Here is a 21,074-nt window from a genome sequence, read left to right on the forward strand (position 1 = left end):
GTGGGCGCGAGACCCCATCGAATCCCACGAACAGCCCCCGGAACACGCCCGATCGCGCCGGAACGGCGTCTTCGGCCCGCCCGGAGCGATGCTTTCAGCCCGCGGGTCTGCCCCGCCCGGCCTCGCGGCGGCGAGACCCGGCCACGGGTCAGGCCGGGCACCCGTCCGGGGGGCCGGCCGGGACGTCGGCGGAGTGATTTGCGCGGATGGCCGATACGCCGGATTTTGTCGGGGAGGCCGAGGCCTCCCGGGCGATCATTCATCTGGGCCGGATGTCACCATCCGGCTCGGGCAGCCAACCCGGACCGCGGGGCGGAGACCCCCTGCCTCCCTCGCGGGCGGCGTGCAGTCCCTATTCGGCCTTGCTTCCGGCGGGGCTTGCCATGCCCCCCCTGTTGCCAGGGGGGCGGTGGGCTCTTACCCCACCGTTTCACCCTTACCCCGGGCGAACCCGGGGCGGTCTGTTCTCTGTGGCGCTTTCCCTCGGGTTACCCCGGCCGGACGTTATCCGGCGCCGTTTCTCCGTGAAGTCCGGACGTTCCTCACCGCCCCGAAGGGCAGCGCGACCGCCTGGCCATCCGCGCGCGCCTCTCCTACGCCGGGGCGCGGGCGCGGTCAATCTCCCGTAGGCCCCCGCGCAGCCGGGCGCAGAGAGGGAGGCAGGCTCAGGCTCAGGCTCAGGCTCAGGCTCAGGCTCAGGCTCAGGCTCAGGCTCAGGCTCAGGCTCAGGCTCAGGCTCAGGCTCAGGGTCGGGCGCGGACGCAGTCGCTGGCGCGGGCACCGGCGCAGGCGAAAGTTGCGGCACAGGTACGGGCACCGGCCTAGGGGCGCGGGAGGAAGCGCTGCCCCGGCCACCGGCGGGGGGTCACGTCCGGGCGCAGGGCCAGCGGGCGGCGAGGTGTTCGATGACGGCAATGTCCTCCTGCGTCAGCGGCCCCTCCGCCCGGGGGCGGAAACGCTGGCGGAAGGCTTCCAGCACCGGCGCCACCCGGCCCTGCGGCGGGACATAGCCGAACCGGCGCGCGGCGCGCTCGAAGCGCGCCGGTTCGGGCGTGCCCGATCGCGGACTGCCCTGCAGGCCGCGCGCGCCCTGCGCCCCGACCGCCCGTCCCGCCGCTGCCAGCCGCGGCCAGTCGAAGTGCCGGCCGGGGTCGTCCTTGCGCCCCGGGGCCATGTCGGAATGGCCGATCACCCGCTCGGGCGGCACCTGCCAGCGGGCCATGATGCCGTCGAGCAGCGCCTCCAGCACCGCCATCTGCGGCGCGTCGAACGGCCGGTCGCCGGGGTTGGCGAGCTCGATGCCCACGGAGCGGGAGTTCACGTCGGTCACCGGCCCCCAGGCGCCCGCGCCCGCGTGCCACGCGCGCTCCTCCTCGGGCACCAGCAGCCAGCAGCGCCCGTCCTCGGCCACGAGGTAGTGGGAGGAGACCTCCGCCGCCGCGTCGGTGAGGCGGTCCAGCGCCGCCTCTGCCGTCTTCATCGCGGTGAAGTGGATCACCACCATGTCGGCCCGGGCGCCGAGGCGCCGGGCCCCGCGATTGGGCGAGAGCCGCGTGACGATCTCCATCTCCCGGCTCCCCCCTGCCCGGCTCAGGCCGCGACGCCGCCCCAGATCTTCTCTGCTGTCTCGACCACGAGGTCGAGCTTGCGGCGCTGGTCGTCCGGCGTGATGGCGTTGCCCTCCTCGGTGGAGGAGAAGCCGCATTGCGGGGCGATGCCGAACTGGTCGAGATCGGCCACCTTGGCCACCTCGTCGAAGCGGCGGCGCAGGGCGTCCACGGTCTCCAGCGCGCCGCGCTTGGTGGTGATGAAGCCCGGCATCACCCGCTTGGGGCCCTTGGGCAGCAGGCGCAGCGGCTCCAGCCCGCCGGAGCGCTCGTCATCGTATTCCATGAAGTAGATGTCCACGCCGGTCTGGTTGAAGATCGCATCCGCCGCGAGGTCGTAGGCGCCCTCGGCGGCGTGGGTGGACTTGAAGTTGCCGCGGCACATGTGCATGCCGATCTTCATGTCGGCCGGCCGGTCCTTGATCGCCTCGTGCATCATCCAGGCATACTTGCCGATCAGCCAGTCCGGGTCCTGGCCCAGCGCGGCCTTGTCGGCACGGTGCTTGGGGTCGCACAGGTAGGCGAAGAAGATGTCGTCCATCTGCAGGTAGCGGCAGCCCGCCTCGTAGAAGGCCTTCACCGCCTTGGCATAGGTCTTCGCGAGGTCCGCGAACAGCGCCTCGGGGTCCTTGTACTCCTCGGGCAGGATGTCGGCGGGCGCGGTGCGGAAATGGCAGCAGGACGGGCCGGGGATGGAGATCTTCGGCTGCACTTTCGTGTTCGCGGCCACGAACCTGAAATGCTCCAGCATCGGGTGGTCGTCGGGAAAGTCGAGTTTCTCGCGGATGGTGGGGAAGATCGGGCGCAGCTTCACCCCGGCGAACTGCACGCCCTCGTCGCGTTCCTCCAGCTCGAAGCCTTCCAGCCCGCCCATGAAGTCGTAGTGCCAGAAGGAGCGGCGCATCTCGCCGTCGGTGACCACGGGCAGGCCCGCGTCCTCCTGCATGCGGATCACGTCGCGGATCGCCTCGTCCTCGATCTCGGCCAGTTCCTCGGGCGCGATGCTCTTCTCGTCGTAGAACCTGTGACGGGCCGCCTTCACGCTGTCGGCGCGCAAGAGGGAGCCGACATGGTCGGCGCGGAACGGGGCGGTTGCTTCGGTCATGGGGATCCTCCAGTTTCTGGTTTCGCGAACTCAATACCGGATTTCTCCCGATGTCCAGCCACCCCGCCGCCCGGCCCTCGCCGCTGCCGAACCGCGTCACACCGGAGGGTTGCATCACCGCGCTGGCCGCACGCGGCACGCTGATGGGCAACCGCGGCGGGCGGCTGCACGAGGGCTTCGCGCTCACCCGCCGGCGTTGGGTGAGCCGGCGCTGGATCATCTGCCGCCTCGCCTTCCGGGGCCGGCGGCGGCAGGTGATGGGGCCGGGATACACCGAGCTCTTCTTTCTCGACGAGGCCACCGCGCTGGCCGCGGGCCACCGCCCCTGCTTCGAGTGTCGCCGGGCGGAGGCGCAGCGCTTCGCCGCCCTCTGGGCCGCGGCGACCGGCGCGGACCTCCCGCCGCGCGCCGACGCGATCGACGCCGTCCTGCACCGCGAGCGCCTCGGCCCCCGGATCCGCCTTGCCGCGGGCGCGCTGCCGCCCGGCGCGCTCTACCTGCACGCGGCGCGCTGCTGGCTCGTCTCCGGGACCGGGCGCGCGCGCCCGTGGACACCGGAGGGATACGGGCCGCAGACCCCGCTTCCCGATGCGGAGGTGACCGCCCTCACCCCTCCCGGCACCCGGGCCGTCCTCGCCCGGGGCTACGCACCGCTGCTGCACCCGAGCGCGACGCCCGACGCCTGAGCCCGCACGCCGCGGACGCTCCGCGTCGCACGCAAGCCCTTCCCCCGGCCGCGCGCCCCGTGCGACACCCCCAGCGGCCCCCCCCGTTCAGCCGCCCCCGGGCGCTGCACCGGGATGGCCACATGCCACGCCGGGCACTCCTCATTTCATGCCGCGCCCACAGTCCACTGCGCGGCCCCCCGCGCCGCATCGGGCCGCCCGAACCCTGCGCCGTCCCCCACACTGCTCGGTGCACTCCGGTCCCCACCCCGGGGCCACCCTCCCGTGCTGCACTGAGCCACCCTCCCGCACTCCACCGGGCCACCCTCCCACGCTACCCTGCGCACCGTCCCGTGCTGCACCGGGCGCCTCCCGCGTTGCGTCGTGCGCCTCCCGAGCAGCGCCGGGCTCCCCTCGCGTGATGCCGCGCACTCCGGGTGCTGCACCGGGCAGCCTCCCGCGATTCACCGGGCGCCTTGCACGTTGTGCCGGCGCCCCCTGCGCCATGACGCGTACGCCGGGCTCTACCCCGTGCGCCCTCCCGCGTAGCGCCAAGCACTCCTCGTGCCATGCCGAGCACCTCGGGTGCTGCTCCGGGCAGTCTCCTGCGCTGCACCGTGCGCCTTGCACGCTGTGCCGGCGCCCCCCGCGCCATGCCGCGACCGCCGGGCACCCTGGCCCGTTGCGCCGGCCGGCCCGCGCACGGTGCAGGGCAGGCATTCCGCTGACGGGGCTTGAGTGACGGGGCCTCGGATCGTATCAGGTCCCCTGATCCGATCCGCGCGCGCCCGGCCCGGCCGCCGCGCATCAGCCCTTCGCGTACCGCGCTCCGCTTCGCGCCCCTGCTCCGGAGACCTGCCGCACCATGCCTCGCCCCCTCGCTGCCCGGGCCGTCTCGGATCGGCTCCTCCCCCGCGGGCCCCTCCCTGCCCGGGCCGGCACCGCATGATCCGCATCTACGGCCAGGGCTACGCCTGGCAGAGCCTGCTGGCCTGCCTCCTGCTCGGCCTCGGCGGCGCGCTGGCGGCGCTGGCCGTCGGCACGCCGCTGCCCTGGCTGTTCGGGCCGGTGGTCTGCGTGGGCGCGGCCGCGATCCTGGGGCTGAAGCTGGGCGGCGACGTGCTGCGCTTCCCCGGGCGCATCCGGCAGCTCTTCGTGCCGGTGATCGGCCTGTCGATCGGCGGGTCGTTCACGCCGGAGGTGATGGCCGGCATCACCGAATGGTGGCCCAGCCTGCTGGCGCTGCTGGTCTACATCCCCGCGGTGCACTGGGCGTGCTACCTCTACTGCCGCCGCTACGGCGGGCTCGACGTGCCCACAGCCTGGTACGGCTCCATGCCCGGCGGCTTCGTGGAGGCCATCACCATGGGCGAGCGCGACGGCGCGAACGAGGGCGTGCTGGCGGCCATGCAGTTCCTGCGGCTGATCATCTGCATCCTGTTCATCCCGCTGGGCCTATCGATCATCGAGGGCCAGCAGGTGGGCAGCGCCTCGGGCGTGAGCCTGCCGGGCGCCGACCTGCCGCTCACCCTGAAGGACGCGGCCGTGCTGATCGGCTGCGGCGTGGCGGGGTACATCATCGGCACGCGCTCGGGCATGCCGGCGGGGCAGATCACCGGGCCGATCGTGCTCTCGGCCGCGGCGCATCTCACCGGCGTGCTGGACGGCCAGCCGCCGGTCTGGACCATCCGCACCACGCAGCTGGTGATCGGGATCACGCTGGGGGTGCGCTTCGCGGGGATGCGGCACCGCGACCTGCTGCGGGCGCTGCGCCTGTCGGCCACGCTGGTCGCCGGGGTGCTGACGCTCGCCACGCTGGTGGCGCTGGCGCTGGGGCCGCTGGTGGGCGAGAGCGTGGAGGCGGTGGTGCTCTCCTTCGCGCCGGGCGGGCTGGTGGAGATGTCGCTCGTCGCCCTGTCGCTGAACATCTCCGCGGTCTATGTCACGGCGCATCACGTGCTGCGCATCGTGGTGGCCGTCATCGTCGGGCGGGCCGGCTACGCCATCGTGCGCCGGCGCGAAGGCGCGGGCTGAGCCACCGGCTCCGGGAGCCGCCCCCCACGTTCCGCACCAGCCCGGCCACCGCGCGCCCCCGGCGTCCCGCTCCGGCCCGAACGCCGGGCTCCGCCCCCCTCCCCCCACGTCCTGCATCTTCCCGGACACCACGCGTGCTCACCGGGCGGCGTCCCGCGCCGGCCCGAACGCCGGGCTCGGCGCTCTCTCCCGCCCGGCGTCCCGCACCCCCTCCCGCCCAGCGTCCCGCACTGGCACGGACGTCCGGGGGACCTTCCGCGCGGAGAAGATCACGCCGATGCCTGTGAAGGGGAGGTATCCGAACCCCCGGGTGGCACGCGCCCCCTCCCGTCCGGCCCTCCGGCGCCGGAAGCCACGTCATCGCTCGCGTGGCCCCGGGGCAGGTCCCCGCCGTGCGGGGTCAGGGCTGAAGCGCGGGATCAGGCCCGCGGCGGTGTCAGGCTTGCGGGGCGCGGGCAGACTTGCGGCGCGGGGTAAGGCCAGCGGCGCGGGGTCAGACCCGTGGCGCGGCGTCAGGCCTGCGGCGCGGAGCGGAAGCGCGACAGCTTGCCGGGGTTGCGCATCACGTAGATGCCGGTGATCCTTCCCTCCTCCACCTGAAGCGTGGTGGTCTGCACCTCGCCATCGGCGGCGACCTGCACGATCCCCGGCAGGCCGTTGAGGAAGCGGAACTCCGGCGCCGGAAGCGTCCTGTCGCGCGACAGCCGGGCAAGGCCGATCAGCAGCCGGAGCACCCGGGCCGCCCCTTCCAGAGGGCGCGGCGCGGCCGGGCGCTGCCCGCCGCCGTCGCTCACGAAGCGCACATCCCCGGCCAGCAGCGCGCCCAGCGCCGTGGCGTCGCCGGTGCGCGAGGCCTCGGAGAAGGCGTGGGCGATGCGCAGCCCCTCCTCCTCGGCCACGGCGAAGCGCGGACGCGCCGCGCGCACATGGCGGCGGGCGCGCGCGGCAAGCTGGCGGCAGGCGGCGGTGTCGCGCCCCAGGGTGCGGGCCACCTCCTCGAAGGGCGTGCCGAAGACGTCATGCAGCAGGAAGGCCGCGCGCTCCAGCGCGCTGAGCCGCTCCAGCGCCAGCATCAGGGCGAGGGAGATGTCCTCCTCCGGGTCCTCGGTCGGCGGAGCGGCCACCGGCTCCGGCAGCCAGGGACCGGGGTAGGTCTCGCGCCGGGCCCGGGCGGCGCGCAGCCGGTCCAGGCACAGGCGCGTGGTGGCGCGCACCAGCCAGGCCTCGGGCACCGCCACGCCGGACCGGTCGCCCGCCTGCCAGCGCAGCCAGGCGTCCTGCACGGCGTCCTCCGCCTCGGCCATCGCGCCGAGCATGCGGTAGGCGACCCCGATCAGGCGGGGCCGCGCCGCCTCGAATGCGGCAAGCTGGCGGGCGGCGGGCGCGGGCACCGCTCAGCCCGCCGCGACGGCAGGGACCGGGTGCACGGCGCCAAAGCCGATCGCGATCCGGTTCCAGGCGTTGATCAACCCGATGACGGCGGTGAGCGCCACCTGCTCCTGCGGGCTGAACGCGGCGGCCAACGCCGCGTAGTCCGCGTCCGGCGCATGGGTGGCCGAGACATGGGTGAGCGCCTCCGCCCAGGCCAGCGCCGCGCGCTCGCGGGGCGAAAACAGCGGCGAATCATGCCAGCCGGCCACGAGATGCATCCGCTCCTCGCTCTCGCCGAGGCGCCGCGCGGCATGGGTGTGCATGTGGATGCAGAAGGCGCAGCCGTTGATCTGCGACACGCGCAGGCGCACCAGTTCGGCCAGCTTCTGGTCCAGCCCGCTCTGCGCGAGGCGGGTTTCCGCGGCAACGAGCGGCTTGATGAGGTCGGGGGCGGTGGCGAAGTAGTCCAGGCGGGGGGTCATCGGCGCAATCTCCATGCGGTTCGGGAAAGATACCCACAAGACGAACCGCAGGGGCGCGAATGTGACATGGCGGGTGATTTTTTCCCTCCCGCGTCCGCAGTGGACATCTTCCCGCCAGCGCCCGCGCACGACCTTTCATCGCCTGCGCCCGCGCCGGACTTTTGCCACCCCCCCGCGCCGGACCTTTCACCGCTTGCGCCCATGCGGGACCTTTCACTGCCTGCGCACATGCCGGACCTTCCACTGCCTGCGCCCATGCCGGACGGTGCAGGCTGGTGCCCCGGCAGGCGGAAGCGGGGGCACCCCAGGGGCGTCGGGAAGCTGCCGGAGCACGTCCTCGGAGCGGGGCCCGGCGGCGGCGCGCGGGCCTGCCCGGGGCGCGGCGCGGATGCGCTCCGGGCAGACGGCGCGCCGCCGCCCCCCGCCCGATTCGGCCCGGCGGGCACCTGCGGTCACGGGCCGGAGGCCACGCCGCCTTCCGCCGGCCAGACGAGCGGATCGGCCCGGGTGGTCTCGGCCAGGGCCTCGCGCAGGCCGGAGACCAGCCGCTCGGCCACCGCCTCCAGTCGCGGCACGTGGCGGTTCTCCTCATGGCTCACGAGGTAGTAGGAGCGGGTGAAGCTCACCTCGCGCGGCAGCACGCGCATCAGTTCCGGGCAGCCCCGGGCCATGAAATCCGGCAGGATCGCCACCCCCGCCCCCATGCGTGCCCAGGCCAGCTGCACCGCGAGGCTGGTGCAGGTGAGGCGCGGCGTGAGGTCGGGGCCCACCAGCGGCACATAGTCCAGCTCCGGGTGGTAGATGAGGTCGGACACATAGCCGATGCCGCGCACTGTCTTCAGCGCCGCCACCTGCGTGAGCCCGCCGGCGGAGGCCGCCACCTCGCGCGTGGCGTAGAGGTGCAGGCTGTAATCGGCCACCCGGCGCACGCGCAGCCGCCCGGCGGTGGGCGGCGAGAGGGTGATCACCATGTCGGCCTCGCGCCGGGCCACGTCGAAGCTGCGCGGCATGGCGACGAGCTGCACCTCCAGCCGGGGCCAGGCCCGGCTGATCTCCAGCGCGATGGCCGGCAGCAGCCAGGTGGCGACACCGTCCGGCGCGCCGATGCGCACCGGCCCGGTCATGCCCTGGTCGACGCCTGCCACCTGCGCGGCGAGGCTGCGGGCCTCGGCCTCCATCGCCTCGGCACGCGGCAGCAGGCGGCGCCCGGCCTCGGTGAGGGCATGGCCCTGCGCGCCGCGCTCGAACAGCCGCACGCCCAGCGCCCCCTCCAGCCGCGAAAGCTGCCGGCTGACGGTGGCCGTGTCGAGCCCGAGCGCCTTGCCCGCGGCCGCCAGCCGGCCGGCGCGCGCCACGGCGAGGAAGCTGCGCAGATCGTCCCATTTCATCACCACATCTCCCGTCCTGCGCGTGTTGACAGCTGTCAACAGCGAGCCCCGGCCACCGGCCGCTTGCGTTCCTGCAAGGGCATTTTGCATTTTCGCAGTTTGATAGCCGAATTTGCGCGATGCTAGAAGTCCCCGGACACCGCCCGCCGCGACAGGGCCGCGCAAGCGCGACGGCCCGGGCGGGCGGAGCAGACCGAACCTCGGGAGGATCAAGGCAATGGAACTCACCCATTTCATCAACGGCAAGCACGTGAAGGGCACCTCGGGGCGCTTCGCGGATGTCTACAACCCCGCCACCGGCGAGGTGCAGGCACAGACGCCGCTTGCCTCCGCCGCCGAGCTCGCCGCCGCCGTGGAGGGTGCGAAGGCCGCCCAGCCGAAATGGGCCGCCACCAACCCCCAGCGCCGCGCCCGCGTGCTGATGGAGTTCGTGCGCCTGCTGCACCGGGACATGGACAAGCTGGCCGAGGCCCTCTCGCGCGAGCATGGCAAGACCCTGCCGGACGCGAAGGGTGACGTGATCCGCGGCCTGGAAGTGGCGGAGTTCTGCATCGGCGCGCCGCACCTGCTGAAGGGCGAGTATACCGACGGCGCCGGCCCCGGCATCGACATGTATTCCATGCGCCAGCCGCTGGGCGTGGTGGCGGGCATCACGCCGTTCAACTTCCCCGCCATGATCCCGATGTGGAAGTTCTGCCCGGCCATCGCCTGCGGCAACGCCTTCATCCTCAAGCCCTCGGAGCGTGACCCCTCCGTGCCGCTGATGCTGGCCGAGCTGATGCTGGAGGGCGGCCTGCCCGAGGGCATCCTGCAGGTGGTCAACGGCGACAAGGAGGCGGTGGACGCCATCCTCGACCATCCGGACGTCGAGGCGGTGGGCTTCGTCGGCTCCACCCCGATCGCCGCCTACATCTACGCCCGCGGCTGCGAGAACGGCAAGCGCGTGCAGTGCTTCGGCGGCGCGAAGAACCACATGATCGTGATGCCGGACGCCGACCTCGACCAGGCCGCCGACGCGCTGATCGGCGCGGGCTACGGCGCCGCCGGCGAGCGCTGCATGGCGATCTCCGTCGCGGTGCCGGTGGGCGAGGCCACGGCCGACGCGCTGATCGAGCGGCTGATCCCGCGCATCGAGAAGCTGAAGGTGGGCCCCTACACCGCCGGCAACGACGTGGACTACGGCCCCGTCGTCACCTCCGCCGCGCGTGACAAGATCCTCGGCCTCATCGGCTCGGGCGTGGAACAGGGCGCGGAGCTGGTGGTCGACGGCCGCGACTTCAGCCTGCAGGGCTACGAGAACGGCTTCTTCGTCGGCCCCTGCCTGTTCGACAAGGCGACGAAGGACATGGACATCTACCGCCAGGAGATCTTCGGCCCGGTCCTCACCACGGTCCGCGCGAAGACCTACGAGGAAGCCCTCGGCCTCGCCATGGACCACGAATACGGCAACGGCACCGCCATCTTCACCCGCGACGGCGACACGGCGCGCGACTTCGCCAGCCGCATCAACATCGGCATGGTGGGCGTGAACGTGCCGATCCCGGTGCCGCTGGCCTACCACACCTTCGGCGGCTGGAAGAAATCCGCCTTCGGCGACCTCAACCAGCACGGGCCGGACGCCTTCCGCTTCTACACCCGCACCAAGACGGTCACCGCCCGCTGGCCCTCGGGCACCAAGGAAGGCGCGGAATTCTCCATCCCCACCATGGGCTGAGTGCCTGCGGGTGCCTGCGGCACGGCCATACTTGCGCGTTCGCGGCGGGGTGAGGCCGGGGCCACGGGCGCCGAGGGAGGCGGCGGGGCGGTGCCCTGCCGGCTCCGGAACGGCGGCGGTTGCGCCGCGGCCGGCACGGCGGGTCTCCCCGGGCTGAGCATGCCGGCCGGGGAGGTCGCACCCCGGCCGCGCGGATGAGGTGGCGACGCTTCCGCCGGGCACGCCCCCTCGCGAGCGGGCGGGCTTCCCCGGCGCGGCGCAATCGGCCATGCTCACGCCCGGCGCACCGCCGGCGGGCGCGGGTTTCGCGACACACGGCCCGCACGCACCACGCGGGCGGTGACGGGGGACGGGGCCGGAGCGGATCCGACGGCCCGCAGGAGCCACGCCGGAATGGGCAGCCCGCAGGGCTCGCCCCGTGAATGACGGCCGCAAAGGCCGCAGCAGGGAGGAGACCATGGATTTCGAGCTCAGCGACGAGCAGGCCGCCATCTTCGACATGGCGCGCGACTTCGGGGCGGAGAAGATCGCCCCCTTCGCCGGCGACTGGGAAGCCGCCGGCACCATCCCCCGGGAGGTGCTGCGCGAGGCGGCCGCCCTCGGCATGGCCGGCATCTATGTCGACGAGGAACACGGCGGCTCCGGCCTCTCGCGGCTCGATGCCACGCTGATCTTCGAGGGGCTGTCCATGGCCTGCCCCTCGGTGGCGGCGTTCCTCTCCATCCACAACATGTGCGCCTGGATGATCGACCGCTACGGCGATGACGACCTGCGCGCCCGGCTGGTGCCCGCGCTCTGCGCGATGGAGAAGATCGCCTCCTACTGCCTCACCGAGCCCGGCTCCGGCTCGGACGCCGCCGCCCTGCGCACCCGCGCGGTGAGTGCCGGCAACGGCTGGGAGCTCACCGGCACCAAGGCCTTCATCTCCGGCGGCGGCTATTCCGACCTCTACGTGGTGATGGCCCGCTCCGGCGAGGAGGGGCCGAAGGGCATCTCCGCCTACCTGCTGGAGGACGGGGCCGAGGGCCTCTCCTTCGGTGCGCCGGAGCGCAAGATGGGCTGGCAGAGCCAGCCCACCGCCCAGGTGCAGATGGACGCGGTGCCGGCGCTGGCGATGATCGGGGCCGAGGGCGCGGGCTTCCGCTACGCCATGTCCGGGCTCGACGGCGGGCGGCTCAACATCTCCGCCTGCGCGCTCGGCGCGGCCCAGACCGCGCTGGACAAGACCCTCGCCTACATGGGCGAGCGCCAGGCCTTCGGGAAGAGCATCGACCAGTTCCAGGCGCTGCAGTTCCGCCTCGCGGACATGGAGACCGAGCTGCAGGCGGCGCGCGTCTTCCTGCGCCAGGCCGCCTGGAAGCTCGACACCGGGGCCATCGACGCCACCAAGTACTGCGCCATGGCCAAGCGCTTCGTCACCGACACCGCCTTCCGCGTGGCCAATGACGCGCTGCAGCTCCACGGCGGCTACGGCTACCTCGCCGACTACGGCATCGAGAAGATCGTGCGCGACCTGCGGGTGCACCAGATCCTCGAAGGCACCAACGAGATCATGCGCCTGATCACCGCGCGCGCCCTGCTGGCGGAGAGACAATGACCGACGACATCCACATCCGCACCGAAGGCGCCGTGGGGCGCATCACCCTCACCCGGCCGCAGGCGCTGAACGCGCTCTCCCACCAGATGGCGCTGGCGATCGAGGCCGCACTCGACGCCTGGGCGCATGACGATGCCATCGCCATGGTGCTGTGCGACGCTGAAGGCGAGCGCGCCTTCTGCGCGGGTGGCGACATCGGCCATGTGCGCGCGAAAGGGGTGAAGGGCAATTACGACGCCGGCCGCCGCTTCTGGGCCGACGAATACCGGATGAACGCGAAGCTCGCCCGCTTCCCCAAGCCCTACGTGGCGCTGATGCACGGCTTCGTGATGGGCGGCGGCGTGGGCATCTCCACCCATGGCTCGCACCGGGTGGTGACCGACAGCACCAGGCTCGCGATGCCGGAATGTGGCATCGGGCTGATCCCGGACGTGGGCGGCAGCCTGATCCTGGGCCGCGCGCCGGGGCGCATCGGGGAATATCTCGGCCTCACCGGCACGCGCATCGGGGCGGCGGACGCGATCTTCGCCGGCTTCGCCGACGTGTACGTGCCCGAGGCGGAGCTGCCCGCCCTCACCCGGGCGTTGGTGGAGGAGCCGGAGCCGGGCGCCGTGCTGCGCCGCTTCGCCGCCACGCCGCCCGGCGGCGTGCTGGCCGGGCTGCAGGCGGATATCGACCACGCGTTCTCGGGGGAGCTGTCGCGCCTGCCCGGCGCGCTTTCGGGCGAGGCGGAGTGGCAGGTGGCGGCGCTGAAGGCGCTGCGCCACGGCTGCCCGCTCTCCATCGCCTGCACGCTGGAGCTGGTGCGCGCGGCGCGGGCGGACCCGATGATCGAGCATTGCCTGGCGCGCGAGTACCGCTTCACCTGGCGCTGCATGGACCAGGGCGAGTTCATGGAAGGCGTGCGCGCCGCGATCGTGGACAAGGACCGCAACCCGCACTGGCGCCTCGCGCCGCTGGAGGCGGTGACACCGGAACACGTGGCCGCCCTGCTCGCACATCTGGGCGCGGACGAACTGAGTTTCTGACCCTTCTCGCGGTCGCGGGGTGGGCCGCGCTGCGGCCAGCCGCCCGGCCCGGCACCTCCGGGGCGGGAGCGGCCGCGAGAAGGGTCAGCATCACCCAAGGGGAGGAAAGACAATGAAGATCGGGTTCATCGGGCTGGGCAGCATGGGCGCGCCCATGGCCGCCAATCTCGCGAAGGCCGGGCACGCCGTGACCGGGTTCGACGTGACCGGCGTGATGCCGGAGGGGGTGAGCCCCGCCGCCGGTGCGGCGGAGGCCGCAGCGGGGCGCGACGCGGTCATCACCATGCTGCCCAACGGCGCCATCCTGCGCAGCGTCTACGGCGAGATCGTCCCCGCCGCCGCCCCCGGCACCGCGATGATCGACTGTTCCACGGTGGACGTGGAGAGCGCGCGCGCCGTGGCGGCGGAGGCGGAGGCCGCGGGCCTCCTGCCGCTCGACGCCCCCGTCTCCGGCGGCACCGGCGGGGCCACGGCCGGTACGCTCACCTTCATGGTGGGTGGCAGCGACGAAGGCTTCGCCAAGGCGGCGGAGCTGTTCGACATCATGGGCCAGAAGGCCGTGCATTGCGGCGCGCCCGGCGCCGGGCAATCGGCCAAGATCTGCAACAACATGATCCTCGGCATCTCGATGCTGGGCGTCTGCGAGGCCTTCTCGCTGGCCGACCGGCTGGGGCTGGACCGGCAGGCGATGTTCGACGTGGTCTCCACCTCCTCGGGCTCGTGCTGGTCGCTCAACACCTATTGCCCGGCGCCGGGCGTGGGCCCCGCCTCGCCGGCGGACAACGACTACAAGCCCGGCTTCGCCGCCGCCCTGATGCTCAAGGACCTGCGCCTGTCCCAGCAGGCCGCCGAGGCCGCCGACGCCCCCACCCCGATGGGCGCCGCCGCCACCGCGCTCTACGAGGCCTTCGTGGCGGCCGGCAGCGGCGGGAAGGATTTCTCCGCCATCCTGCCGGACCTCATGGCGCGCGGCCGGCAGGGCTGAACGCACCCCGGGCGGGAGGGAACTTCTCCCCCCGCCCGGGCGTTGCCCTCATGGCCGGCGTTCGGCCGACAGATCGAGAAGGGCCTTGTCATGCTTCTGAGCTATCGTGATCTCACCCGCTGCGCGCTGCTGACCACCGACGGCAGCCGCGAGTCTGTCGAGGATCTCTATTTCGACGGCAGCCGCTGGACCCTCACCCATATCGTCGCCGACACCGGCTCCTGGCTGGAGAGCCGCCGCACGGTGATCGGCGTCGGCCTCGCCGGCAGCCCGGACCTCGAGACCCTGGAATGGCCGGTCCGCGTGAGCCAGGAGCAGATCCGCTCCGCCCCGCGCCCGGAGAGTTTCCCCGCCGAGGAGCGTTCCGCCGAGGAATGGGGCCTGTTCGACCTCGACGCCATGCCCCCCATCCTCATCGGCCCGATGGGCGAGACCTACTCGCCGCTGATGCTGGAGGCCCAGCTCCAGCACTGGGCGAATGACGAGACGGAAGAGAGCGAGTCGCGCAAGGCGCTGCCAGAGCGCCCCTCCGCCGCGCTCATCCGCTCCACCAACGCCCTGCTGGGCCACGAAATCTCGGCAACGGACGGCGAGATCGGCACCATCTCCGACGTGCTCGTCGACGTGGACGGGCTGAAGCTGCGCCACATCGTGATCGACACCGGCAACTGGCTGCCCGGCCGTCAGGTGGTCCTGCCGGTCGAGCGCATCGACGCCTTCGACTGGGCCGGCGGGCGCACCGTGGTGACCATCGACCGCGAGGGCGTGAAGAACAGCCCGCCGCTGGAGGGCCTGCCCGACCTGGACAACCGCTGGGACCGCTCGGTGCTCACCTACTACGGCCTCGGCATCTGATCCCGCCGCCGGGCCGGGCCCGGAGGCGCGGCACGCGGCGACACGCCGGTCGGGGGCCCGATGCCCCCGTCCGGCGTTCCCCCTCCCGGGCGCAACGGCGCCGGCCCGGGCGATCCCGCCGGTGCGACAGGCCCCTTGGTGGCTGACGTGCCCCCGGAAGACCCGGTGGTCCCCCGGACGGCCGCATCCGTCTCGGGACAACCGCATCCCCCCATCTGCTCCTCCATCCGCTGCCCCCGTATCCGTCGCCACATCCGAGTCCTTCGCCCACCTCGGCGTCCGCCCCTCACCTTCACCTCCAGCCCTCTGTCCCACACCCATCCGGGACCCGCAGTCCGACATCCCGCCAGCATCATCCGGTCCCCGTTCGCGCGCTTCCCCCCGGCGTCCGCCCCCGCGCCTTCGGCCTCTCCGCCCGGCCCCGCGGCACGGGCGGATCGGCGGGCTTCCCCCCCGCCGCCCTGCGTGGCACAAGGTTGCACCGCACCTTCCGAGGGAGACTTCCATGCATCAGCCCCGTGCCGTCGTGTTCGACATCGGCAATGTTCTCGTGAACTGGGACCCGGACCGGGTCTACTCCCAGCTCCTGCCGGATGTGGCCGAGCGCCGCGCCTTCTTCGCCCGCAGCGGCGTGGACGAGATGAATCTCGACGTCGACCGGGGCGCGCCGTTCCGCGAGCACATCTATGCCCATGCGGAGCGGCACGGTGGCGCGGATGCGGAGCTGATCCGCGCCTGGCACGACCGCTGGCCGGAGATGTTCCAGCCCGCCATCGAGGGATCGGTGACCCTCCTGCGCCTGCTGCGCCGCAAGGGTGTCCCCGTGCACGCCCTGTCCAATTTCGGCGCCGAGAGCTTCGATCTGGCCTGCACCCTCTATCCGGTGCTGCTGGAGTTCGACATTCCGGTGATCTCGGGGCGCGAACACGCCATCAAGCCCGATCCGCGGATCTACGAGATCCTGGAGGAGCGCACCGGCCTCTCCGGCGCCGACATCTTCTTCACCGATGACCGCTCCGACAACATCGCCGCCGCCCGCAAGCGCGGCTGGCAGATCCACCGGTTCCGCAACCCCGACGCCCTCGCCCTGCAGCTGGTCGAACTCGGGATCATCGCGCCGCACGAGCTGAACTGACCGGCCGGCCCGCGCCCTGCTCCCGGCGCCTCGCCGACAGCACGCCTGCGCTCCCCGCGCCGGACCTCCCGGGGCTGCGGGCACGGGGCTGCGGGCACGGGGCGCACATTCCGGCAGAGCCCGGACCAGGGCGCTTCGCCCCGAGGCGCCGCGCGGCATGGCACGCGGAGTGTCGCTCCGCGCATCCCCGCGGCAGGGTGCCTCCCCGCACGGCCTCTCACGCTGGTTTCGGCGGGAAGACGATCTCTCGGGAAGCGTCCTGTTGACAGGCGGGCACGGTGAGGCCCCCGCCAACGGACGGCAGGGAACCGCCACCCGGCACCGCACGCTAGTCGCGGTGGGAAGGCGGCGCCTCCGAAGGTGCCCTGTGCCGGACCGGCCGGCGCGGCGAGGCCGTCCCCAACGGGCGGCTGGGAACCGCCACCCGGCACAGCTTGCCGGCCGCGACGGAAGGCGGCCCCTCCGAAGGTGCTCTGTGCCGGACCGGCCGGCGCGGCGAGGCCTTCCCCAACGGGCGGCTGGGAACCGCCGCACGGGCTCTCAGGCGGGCCGCGGCGGGCGAGCAGCCTCTCGGGCAGCGCCCTGTGCCGGACAGGTCGGGACGGTGAGACCTGTCCCAACGGCCGGCTGGGAGCCGCCACGCGGCACAGTATACCGACCGCGGCGGGAAGCGGCCTCTCCGGAGGCGGGCTCTGCCGGACCGGCCGGCACGGCGAGGCGCGCGCTGCCAACCGGCGGCACGCATGAGGTTGCGCGGCGCGGTCCGACCGAGAGGGGTCTCGCGCGGGCTGGACGGCGGGCATTTGCGAACCGGCCTGCGGGCGTTTCCCTTGCCCGGGGCCACGGAGCGTGGGACGCTTCGCGCAGGGCGCGGGCGTCCCCCGCCGGGCCTGCCGGAGGGGCGGGTTCGGTGGTCTGTGCAGGGCGGAGCGGGGCGCCTGTGCAGTGCAGCGCCTGACACTATATTTGTATTTCAATTCGATACGGACGTGCTGTATGTGGGGGTCAGCTGCCCGTCTGAGAGGCAGTGCAGTCCGGAGGCCCGCGAACCCGCATGACCGAACAGCACCGCTTTCCCGAGATCGACGAACGCCTGTTCCTGCAGTCCGTCTCGCGGGCCCTCGACGTGCTGGAGGCCTATGCCGCCGCGCCGCAGCCGAAATCCCTGGGTGAGATCGCACAGGCGGCCGGAATCAACAAGAGCGCCGCGCAGCGCATCGGCCAGACCCTGCTCAGCCGCGGCTATCTGGAGCTCGCCGACAACGGGCGGCTCACGCTCGGGCGGCTGTTCCTGGACCGCAGCTTCGACTACCTGCGCTCCAACCCGCTGATCGAACGCTCCATGCCCGTGCTCACCGACCTGCGCAAGATGGCCGAGGAGCGGGTGGACCTGAGCCTGTTCGACGCGAAGCACGACGACCTGTCCATCGTCTACGCCGCCCGGCTGCAAAGCAAGCGCGAGACGTTCTACGCCACGCTCTCGGGCCGCCGCCAGCCCAGCGTCACGGCCACCGGCGGGCGGGCCTGCATGGCGTTGCTGCCGGACGAGCGGGTGGATGACATCATCGCCCGCTCCGAGCGGCGCATGGTCACCCAGCGTACCATCGCCACGCCCGAGGGCATCCGCGCCAAGGTGGCCGAGGCCCGGCGTGACGGCTTCGCCTATGCCGAGGAGGAGAGCCTGATCGGCGAGATCGTGCTCGCCGCGGCGATCACCGGCCCCGGCGGCCTGCCCATCGGCGCGATCCACATCGCCGGATCGCTGAGCGAATGGACCGCGGAGCACTTCCGCCGACGCTTCGCCCCCCTCGCCATCGAGGCCGCGCGCGCCCTCTCCTCCTGAGCGCCCGCCGCGCGGCACGCGCGGCCCGGCCCAAGCCGCAGGAGACGCGCCCCGCACGGGGCGGGTCGACGCAGGGCGGGAGGGCCCCCGTCGAACACCAGGCTGACAGGTCAGGCGGGGCGCTCCCGCGATGCGCCCACCTGTCGGTGACCGCCTCTTTGGGCCGGGCCGGGTGCTGCGCACCCGGCGCCCGCGCCTCCCCCCCGATGTGATCGCCAACGGGCTTGCGTGGCTCCGTCCCTGCATGCCGCCCGCCCCATGCCTCGCCGACGGCACACAGGGTGCCGCCTGCCGCCTGCCGCCTGCCGCATGCCGCCTGCCGCATGCCGCTTGCCGCTTGCCGCTTGCCGCTTGCCGCTTGCCGCTTGCCGCTTGCCGCTTGCCGCTTGCCGCTTGCCGCTTGCCGCTTGCCGCTTGCCGCTTGCCGCTTGCCGCTTGCCGCTTGCCGCTTGCCGCTTGCCGCTTGCCGCTTGCCGCTTGCCGAACGTGCGTCTCCGACGACGTTCGGGCAAGGCAATGCCCCCCGGCTTGTCCCGACCGCCCGGGCGACCAGCCCGGGCCGCGCCCGACCCTCCCCCCGGGAGGGCGCGATGGCGATGTCGCTCGACGTTCAACCCTCGTGCGGGGCTTTCGGGATAAACCGCTGACCACAAGCGTGGTTGCGCCCACCCAGGGTCGGGCGCGGCCCTTGGTGCCCAGCCCTTGGTGCCCAGCCCTCAGTGCCCAGCCCTCAGTGCTCAGTGCTCAGTGCTCAGTGCTCAGTGCTCAGTGCTCAGTGCTCAGTGCTCAGTGCTCAGTGCTCAGTGCTCAGTGCTCAGTGCTCAGTGCTCAGTGCTCAGTGCTCAGTGCTCAGTGCTCAGTGCTCAGTGCTCAGTGCTCAGTGCTCAGTGCTCAGTGCTCAGTGCTCAGTGCTCAGAACAGGAGTGTGCCCGGCGCCGCGACGTCAAGGCCACGCTTGTGCCGGGCGGGGGGCCGCTCCGCCGCGCGGAGCGGCACGGCCCAACGCGGAGGCGGCTTCCGCGCGCAGCGCGGCTGTCGCCGGAGGGGCGGGAGGGCTACGCGGCGGTTCGGCGGGCCGGGAGGAGGCCGTGAGCCGGGCGCGGCGCACACGGCCGGGGACGCGCGGCACAGCCAGGACGCGCGGCGCGGCGGGGATTGGCGGGGCGGCTCCCGGCAGGGGGCCGCCCGGGCCCGCGTCAGGCGGGGTGGAAGCGCAGCGGCAGGCTCTTGAGGGAGCGCAGGTTGTTGTTGAGCTTGCGCACCGGGGCGCCCTCGGGGGTGATGCGGCCCACGCGGCCGGCCACGGCCTTCAGCACCGCCTCGCCTTCGAGCCGCGCGATCATCTGGCCGATGCACATGTGGATGCCGGTGCCCAGCGCCATCTGGGCATTGGTGTTGCGGCGCAGGTCGAAGCGGGCCGCGTCCTCCCAGGCCTCGGGGTCGCGGTTGGCGGCACCGAGGAGCACGAGCATCTTGTGGTCGGCCGCCACGGGCACGCCGCCGATCTCGGTCTCGGCCATGGTGAGGCGGCCGACGTTGGGGATCGGCGCCTCGAGGCGCATCGCCTCGTCGAAGGCGGATTTCACCCGGGCGTCCGGGTCCTCGCGCAGCAGGGCGAACTGCGCGGGGTCCTCCGAGAGATGGCGCAGCGCGGCGGAGATGGTCGAGGAGGTGGTGTCCAGCCCGCCGCGCAGGAAGGAGCGCACCAGCAGCGGGGCCACCTCGGGCACGATCTCGCCCCGGTCCGCCGCCTCGAAGATCTGCGCGCCGAAGCCGCCGGGCACCATGGCCTCGCGGGTCATCGAGGCGTTGAACCAGTCGCGGATCTCCTCGACCTTCGCCTCGGTGGCAAGGAAACGGGCGTTGCGCGGGCCCTGCCCGTCGAAATTGTACTCGCCGAGCAGGAAGAGGTTGGCGCGGCGTTGCGGCTCGTCGACGAGGCCCAGCGCCGGGGGGAAGGTGGAGGAGACGTATTCCTCCGCGAGATCGCTCACCCCGTCGAAGCTGCCCTGTTCCAGAAGGCGGTCGACCAGCGCCTCGGCCGCGGCCTCGAAATCGGCCTTCCAGCCGCGGATCAGCACCGGCGAGAGGATCTTCTGCAGCGCCCGGCGCACCGCGGTGTGGTCGGGCGGATCGACCTCGACGATCGGGCTGCCGGCGCGCCAGGCATCGGGGCGGCGGATGTCGGCGAGGCCCGAGCCCCCGGTGGAGGAGAAGGTCTTCCAGTCGGTCAGCACCGGGCGCACATGCGCGTGCCGGCCCATGGCGTAGACGCCGTAGCGCGACATCCACACCACCGGGCCGAGATCGCGGATCGCGGCCCAGGCCGAGGGCAGGTCGGCAAGGCTCTCGTCGGAGAAGAGGTCGATGTCGGTGACCGGCGCCGGCAGCGGCGGCTCCGACAGCGGCGCGGCACTCATACCGCGCCCTCCGCCTCGAGCCCGGCCCAATGCTCCGCCACCTCGGCGCCGGTGGTGATCCAGACATCGGGGAAGGTGCGGATGAAGGCGATCAGCTCGCGCAGCATGGCGATGCGCCCGGGACGGCCGGTGATCTGGGGGTGGAAGATGATGTCGTAGAGCCCGCCCCAGCGGTAGATCTCGCGGAACTCGTCCTTGAAGAGCTCGAGCATGTGCGAGTTGGGGAAGATCGGCCGGGGCGACTTCACCGAGAAGAGCGCGTGCGGCGCGTCGTCGAGGCTCCAGTGCCAGGGCAGCTCGATCACGCCGGGGCTGCCGTCCTCGGCGGTGTGGCGATAGGGGTTGATGTGGTTCATCAGCGAGCTGTCGTAGAGCAGCCCGTGCTTTTTGAGCAGCCGGAACAGCCCGGCCGAAACCTCGCCCGCCGGCGAGCGGAAGCCCCTGGGCACCACGCCCACGCAGCTCTTCAGCGCCTCCAGCCCGCGCTCGAACTCCTCCACCTCCTTCTCCGGGTCGTCGGAGACCCAGACATGGGAGTAGGAATGGTGGCCCACCTCATGGCCGCCCTTCAGGATGGCCTCCACCTTGTCGGTGTGGTTTTCCACCGTCCAGCCGGGCACGAAGAAGGTGCCCTTCACGTCCGCCTCCTCCAGCGTGTCGAGGATCTTGGGCACGCCCACCTCGGCGCCGTAGCGGCCCTGGGAGAGCACGCCGGGGCGGTGCGCGTTCGCCGGGTCGCGCGAGGTCCAGAGGGTCTCGGCGTCGAAATCGAAGGTCAGCATCACCGCGCAGCGGGCGCCGTTCGGCCATTTCACGCTCATGTCATGCATCTGTCTCTCTCCTCT

16 protein-coding genes and 1 other RNA gene are annotated in these 21,074 nt (G+C 72.7%); 9 read left to right on the plus strand and 8 right to left on the minus strand.

Going from position 1 to position 21,074, the window contains the following annotated elements:
* Positions 1–198 precede the first annotated feature (198 nt).
* The 3 genes from rnpB to FDP22_RS01130 all read right to left on the minus strand — a co-directional run bounded on the left by rnpB (position 199) and on the right by FDP22_RS01130 (position 2,712).
* Positions 199–582, minus strand: an RNA gene (rnpB, locus tag FDP22_RS01115) — RNase P RNA component class A.
* A 283-nt stretch (positions 583–865) separates the two neighbouring features.
* Entirely contained in the window at positions 866–1,567 is a 702-nt protein-coding gene (locus FDP22_RS01125; protein ID WP_239031833.1) for an N-acetylmuramoyl-L-alanine amidase, read from the minus strand.
* Positions 1,568–1,590: 23 nt separating this feature from the next.
* Entirely contained in the window at positions 1,591–2,712 is a 1,122-nt protein-coding gene (locus FDP22_RS01130; RefSeq protein ID WP_138578731.1) for a 5-methyltetrahydropteroyltriglutamate--homocysteine S-methyltransferase, read from the minus strand.
* Between the two features lie 50 nt (positions 2,713–2,762).
* Here FDP22_RS01130 and FDP22_RS01135 point away from each other — a divergent pair, with 50 nt between their 5' ends.
* Both FDP22_RS01135 and FDP22_RS01140 read left to right on the plus strand, forming a co-directional pair.
* On the plus strand, positions 2,763–3,398 hold the full coding sequence (locus FDP22_RS01135) for a hypothetical protein (protein WP_138578733.1): 636 nt from the start codon (positions 2,763–2,765) through the stop codon (positions 3,396–3,398).
* A gap of 924 nt (positions 3,399–4,322) precedes the next feature.
* Positions 4,323–5,411, plus strand: a complete 1,089-nt coding sequence (locus FDP22_RS01140) for an AbrB family transcriptional regulator (RefSeq protein ID WP_138578735.1) — start codon at positions 4,323–4,325, stop codon at positions 5,409–5,411.
* 512 nt (positions 5,412–5,923) lie between these two features.
* Here FDP22_RS01140 and sigJ read toward each other — a convergent pair.
* The 3 genes from sigJ to FDP22_RS01155 form a co-directional block, all read right to left on the minus strand.
* Positions 5,924–6,802: an RNA polymerase sigma factor SigJ gene (gene sigJ / locus FDP22_RS01145; RefSeq protein WP_138578737.1), complete on the minus strand. Its 879-nt coding sequence runs from the start codon at positions 6,800–6,802 to the stop codon at positions 5,924–5,926.
* Between the two features lie 3 nt (positions 6,803–6,805).
* The gene (locus tag FDP22_RS01150; RefSeq protein ID WP_138578739.1) at positions 6,806–7,264 is read right to left on the minus strand and encodes a carboxymuconolactone decarboxylase family protein; all 459 of its coding nucleotides are present in this window, start codon (positions 7,262–7,264) and stop codon (positions 6,806–6,808) included.
* A 452-nt stretch (positions 7,265–7,716) separates the two neighbouring features.
* Entirely contained in the window at positions 7,717–8,652 is a 936-nt protein-coding gene (locus FDP22_RS01155; protein ID WP_170317544.1) for a LysR family transcriptional regulator, read from the minus strand.
* 217 nt (positions 8,653–8,869) lie between these two features.
* Here FDP22_RS01155 and FDP22_RS01160 point away from each other — a divergent pair, with 217 nt between their 5' ends.
* The 7 genes from FDP22_RS01160 (at position 8,870) to FDP22_RS01190 (ending at position 17,809) form a co-directional block, all read left to right on the plus strand.
* Positions 8,870–10,366: a CoA-acylating methylmalonate-semialdehyde dehydrogenase gene (locus tag FDP22_RS01160; RefSeq protein ID WP_138578743.1), complete on the plus strand. Its 1,497-nt coding sequence runs from the start codon at positions 8,870–8,872 to the stop codon at positions 10,364–10,366.
* A 457-nt stretch (positions 10,367–10,823) separates the two neighbouring features.
* A complete protein-coding gene (locus tag FDP22_RS01165) occupies positions 10,824–11,963 on the plus strand; it encodes an acyl-CoA dehydrogenase family protein (RefSeq protein ID WP_138578745.1) in 1,140 nt (379 codons plus the stop codon).
* Positions 11,960–12,991 (plus strand): enoyl-CoA hydratase/isomerase family protein, encoded by a 1,032-nt coding sequence (locus FDP22_RS01170; RefSeq protein WP_138578747.1) that lies wholly within the window; start codon positions 11,960–11,962, stop codon positions 12,989–12,991. Before FDP22_RS01165 ends, FDP22_RS01170 begins: the two co-directional genes overlap by 4 nt.
* A gap of 112 nt (positions 12,992–13,103) precedes the next feature.
* A complete protein-coding gene (mmsB, locus tag FDP22_RS01175) occupies positions 13,104–13,976 on the plus strand; it encodes a 3-hydroxyisobutyrate dehydrogenase (protein WP_138578749.1) in 873 nt (290 codons plus the stop codon).
* A gap of 90 nt (positions 13,977–14,066) precedes the next feature.
* On the plus strand, positions 14,067–14,831 hold the full coding sequence (locus FDP22_RS01180; RefSeq protein WP_138578751.1) for a PRC-barrel domain-containing protein: 765 nt from the start codon (positions 14,067–14,069) through the stop codon (positions 14,829–14,831).
* 505 nt (positions 14,832–15,336) lie between these two features.
* Positions 15,337–15,966 (plus strand): HAD family hydrolase, encoded by a 630-nt coding sequence (locus tag FDP22_RS01185; protein WP_138578753.1) that lies wholly within the window; start codon positions 15,337–15,339, stop codon positions 15,964–15,966.
* A gap of 1,054 nt (positions 15,967–17,020) precedes the next feature.
* Entirely contained in the window at positions 17,021–17,809 is a 789-nt protein-coding gene (locus FDP22_RS01190) for an IclR family transcriptional regulator (protein ID WP_138578755.1), read from the plus strand.
* A 1,196-nt stretch (positions 17,810–19,005) separates the two neighbouring features.
* On the opposite strand, the gene FDP22_RS01200 is transcribed toward FDP22_RS01190, so the two are convergent.
* Together FDP22_RS01200 and FDP22_RS01205 are read right to left on the minus strand one after the other, a co-directional pair.
* Complete coding sequence (locus tag FDP22_RS01200; RefSeq protein ID WP_138578757.1) at positions 19,006–20,229, minus strand: cytochrome P450; 1,224 nt, start codon at positions 20,227–20,229, stop codon at positions 19,006–19,008.
* Complete coding sequence (locus tag FDP22_RS01205) at positions 20,226–21,059, minus strand: polysaccharide deacetylase family protein (protein WP_138578759.1); 834 nt, start codon at positions 21,057–21,059, stop codon at positions 20,226–20,228. The genes FDP22_RS01200 and FDP22_RS01205 overlap by 4 nt, the downstream gene beginning before the upstream one ends.
* Positions 21,060–21,074: the final 15 nt, after the last annotated feature.

The sequence above is a fragment of the Paroceanicella profunda genome (assembly GCF_005887635.2).
Lineage (GTDB): Bacteria > Pseudomonadota > Alphaproteobacteria > Rhodobacterales > Rhodobacteraceae > Paroceanicella > Paroceanicella profunda.

Excerpts from the sequence above, each read along its gene's own strand:
- FDP22_RS01200 (WP_138578757.1), bottom strand. The coding sequence starts at position 20,229 with ATGAGTGCCGCGCCGCTGTCGGAGCCGCCGCTGCCGGCGCCGGTCACC.
- FDP22_RS01135 (WP_138578733.1), top strand. The coding sequence starts at position 2,763 with ATGTCCAGCCACCCCGCCGCCCGGCCCTCGCCGCTGCCGAACCGCGTC.
- FDP22_RS01160 (WP_138578743.1), top strand. The coding sequence starts at position 8,870 with ATGGAACTCACCCATTTCATCAACGGCAAGCACGTGAAGGGCACCTCG.
- FDP22_RS01165 (WP_138578745.1), top strand. The coding sequence starts at position 10,824 with ATGGATTTCGAGCTCAGCGACGAGCAGGCCGCCATCTTCGACATGGCG.
- FDP22_RS01190 (WP_138578755.1), top strand. The coding sequence starts at position 17,021 with ATGACCGAACAGCACCGCTTTCCCGAGATCGACGAACGCCTGTTCCTG.
- FDP22_RS01140 (WP_138578735.1), top strand. The coding sequence starts at position 4,323 with ATGATCCGCATCTACGGCCAGGGCTACGCCTGGCAGAGCCTGCTGGCC.
- FDP22_RS01130 (WP_138578731.1), bottom strand. The coding sequence starts at position 2,712 with ATGACCGAAGCAACCGCCCCGTTCCGCGCCGACCATGTCGGCTCCCTC.
- FDP22_RS01185 (WP_138578753.1), top strand. The coding sequence starts at position 15,337 with ATGCATCAGCCCCGTGCCGTCGTGTTCGACATCGGCAATGTTCTCGTG.
- FDP22_RS01125 (WP_239031833.1), bottom strand. The coding sequence starts at position 1,567 with ATGGAGATCGTCACGCGGCTCTCGCCCAATCGCGGGGCCCGGCGCCTC.
- FDP22_RS01180 (WP_138578751.1), top strand. The coding sequence starts at position 14,067 with ATGCTTCTGAGCTATCGTGATCTCACCCGCTGCGCGCTGCTGACCACC.
- FDP22_RS01205 (WP_138578759.1), bottom strand. The coding sequence starts at position 21,059 with ATGCATGACATGAGCGTGAAATGGCCGAACGGCGCCCGCTGCGCGGTG.
- FDP22_RS01150 (WP_138578739.1), bottom strand. The coding sequence starts at position 7,264 with ATGACCCCCCGCCTGGACTACTTCGCCACCGCCCCCGACCTCATCAAG.
- FDP22_RS01170 (WP_138578747.1), top strand. The coding sequence starts at position 11,960 with ATGACCGACGACATCCACATCCGCACCGAAGGCGCCGTGGGGCGCATC.
- FDP22_RS01155 (WP_170317544.1), bottom strand. The coding sequence starts at position 8,652 with ATGAAATGGGACGATCTGCGCAGCTTCCTCGCCGTGGCGCGCGCCGGC.
- mmsB (WP_138578749.1), top strand. The coding sequence starts at position 13,104 with ATGAAGATCGGGTTCATCGGGCTGGGCAGCATGGGCGCGCCCATGGCC.